The sequence below is a fragment of the Pantoea sp. Pa-EAmG genome, from assembly GCF_030024295.1.
GTDB lineage: Bacteria > Pseudomonadota > Gammaproteobacteria > Enterobacterales > Enterobacteriaceae > Pantoea > Pantoea dispersa.
The window spans coordinates 1-2443 of the sequence record NZ_JASEWO010000313.1 but is presented as its reverse complement, the minus strand read 5'-3'; the positions used below and the strand labels follow the sequence as shown (position 1 = coordinate 2443).

Below are 2443 nucleotides of genomic sequence, written 5' to 3'. Positions count from 1 at the left end.
AAGCAATCTTTCGGCATGAACGAACAACTCGCAGAAATTCAGCGCCTGCTGCGCAACCTGATCCGCATCGGAACCGTGTCGGCCGTGAACCTTGATGACGGGCTGTGCCGTGTCGATACGGGCAAAAACACAACTGGCTGGCTGCACTGGCTGAGCGCCCGCGCGGGTAAAACCCGTTCGTGGAACGCACCGTCAGTGGGTGAGCAGGTACTCGTGTTATGCCTGGGCGGCGAACTCGATACCGGGTTTGTGCTGCCGGGCATTTACTCCGACGCCAGCGCTGCCCCCTCTGCTTCGGCTGACGCGCTGCACTGGTCATTCCCTGACGGCGCAGTGATTGAATATGAGCCTGCAACCGGCGCGCTGAGCGCAACTGGCGTAAAGACGGCAACCATCAAGGCAGCGGTGAAAATCCTGTTCGACTCGCCAGAGGTTGAGTGCACGGCGCTGCTTAAAACCGCGCAGCTGGAAGTCACGCAGGGCGGCAGGATGAGCGGCAATATTGAGCATGGCGGCGGTAAGTTCAGTTCTAATGGTGTCGTCGTGGATGACCATGACCACGGCGGCGTACAGCGTGGCGGCAGCAGAACGGACGGCCCTAAATGACAACCGCTAAATATACCGGCATGAATCGGGAGACCGGCGCGGCGTTGACTGACCTTGAGCATATCCGCCAGTCCGTGCGCGATATTCTGATTACGCCGGTTGGATCCAGGGTAATGCGCCGGCGCTATGGCTCGCTGCTGTCGGCGCTGATTGACCAGCCACAGAACACGGCGCTGCGCCTGCAGATCATGTCGGCCTGCTACATGGCGATCCTCCAGTGGGAGCCGCGCGTAAAGCTGAGCGGCGTCAGCTTTGAAACCTCTTTCAACGGCAGCATGGTGGTCGCGCTGACCGGCACCCGCGCTGACACCGCGCAATCATTTACATTAACCGTTCCTGTGAGCTGAAAACATGGCAATTATCGACCTGAGCCAGCTGCCCGCGCCCGACGTGGTAGAAACGCTGGACTATGAAGCGCTGCTGGCTGAACGCAAAGCCACGCTGATTTCACTCTATCCGGCCGAGCAGCAGGACGCCATCGCGCGCACGCTGTCGCTGGAGTCCGAGCCCATCGTTAAGCTGCTGCAGGAGAACGCCTATCGCGAGGTAATACTTCGTCAGCGCATCAACGAGGCGGCGAAGGCCGTTATGGTGGCGTACGCGCTCGATGGCGACCTTGACCAGCTCGGCGCCAACAACGGCGTTGAGCGCCTGACGATTACGCCTGCAGATCAAGCGACCATTCCTCCGACGGCGGCGGTAATGGAAAGCAACGATGATTTCCGCGCCCGCAACACCGTTTCTGCCAGTATGGCCGCGCTGGAGAACCCGCGTGAACGCGCGCTCATCGTGGGGTACTCGCTCATCATCATGCCGGACATGACCCGCTATGCCGGTGACGGTGCCGGCATCAAGGCCATTACCGGCGGGGACAAGGTGGCAATTGATCCCAAGCATAAGGCGCCGTACTCCACGCGCATCCCGGCCGTCATTCTGGCCGTCAATAATAACGCCATGTCGTTCAGCGATCGCAGCGGGGGCATATCGCGGCGCCGGGTTATTTTTAACTTTTCACGGGTCGTTCCGGAGAACGAACGTGATCCGCTGATGACGGTAAAAATTGAGGCTGAGCTGCCAGTCATCATCCGCCACCTTCTCACCCACTTTGCTGATCAGCAGGTGGCCCGTGAGCTGCTGTCTGAACAACAAAGGTCTGAGGAGGCGCTGGCCATCAAGCGCGAGTGCGATTCGCTGGTGGATTTCTGCGGTTACCTGACGGCTTCACAACAGTGTGACGGCATGTTTATCGGTAATGCAGAAGTGATTCCGTTCAGCCCGCGACGTTATCTCTATCATGCCTATATGGCTTATATGCGGGCGAACGGGCTGAGCAAGCCGGTGTCTCTGACGCGCTTCGGCACGGACATGCCCGGAGCCATGGCTGAGTATGGTAAAGCGTATCTTCGCAAGAAAAGTACCAAAGGCCATATGCGCTCTAACCTCACGCTCAGCCAGGATGCTGAAGCGTGGTTACCTTTTGCTGCCGGAGAACAGGAAAAATAAATAAATTAAAAAAGTGTCCACTACTCTCCACTTTTTTTAATTTTTATTTTTATAACAATAACTTAACGGGTGGATAGTTAATTTTCAACTCTCCACCCGTTATTTATACTTTTCTTGTAAAACAAAGAGTTAATAGGTGGAGAGTTAGAGTGGACAGTCTCCACTTTCCTGACTGAAAAATGCCTGGAAGAACAGGTGGAGAGTCTAAGCGATGGGTGGAGAGTAGTGGACACTTGAATAACAACTATCCACCCATTAACCGTCTGAAAATAAATTAAAAAAAAGAAAAAGTGGAGAGGTGGACAGTTAAAGTACTATTCTTTTTTTTCGTGCG

Annotated in this window: 2 protein-coding genes and 1 pseudogene; all 3 read left to right on the top strand. The window is 55.5% G+C overall.

Annotated features, from left to right (window positions below; all coding sequences use genetic code 11):
• The first annotated feature begins 15 nt into the window (after positions 1–15).
• Entirely contained in the window at positions 16–606 is a 591-nt protein-coding gene (locus QMM04_RS22145) for a phage baseplate assembly protein V (RefSeq protein WP_282997058.1), read from the top strand.
• Positions 603–953 (top strand): GPW/gp25 family protein, encoded by a 351-nt coding sequence (locus QMM04_RS22140; protein ID WP_282997057.1) that lies wholly within the window; start codon positions 603–605, stop codon positions 951–953. The genes QMM04_RS22145 and QMM04_RS22140 overlap by 4 nt, the downstream gene beginning before the upstream one ends.
• A 385-nt stretch (positions 954–1338) precedes the next feature.
• A pseudogene (locus tag QMM04_RS22135) lies at positions 1339–2109 on the top strand (primase-like DNA-binding domain-containing protein); the annotation flags it as partial.
• Positions 2110–2443 lie beyond the last annotated feature (334 nt).

Coding starts and splice junctions, on each gene's coding strand:
- QMM04_RS22145 (WP_282997058.1), top strand. CDS start 16: ATGAACGAACAACTCGCAGAAATTCAGCGCCTGCTGCGCAACCTGATC.
- QMM04_RS22140 (WP_282997057.1), top strand. CDS start 603: ATGACAACCGCTAAATATACCGGCATGAATCGGGAGACCGGCGCGGCG.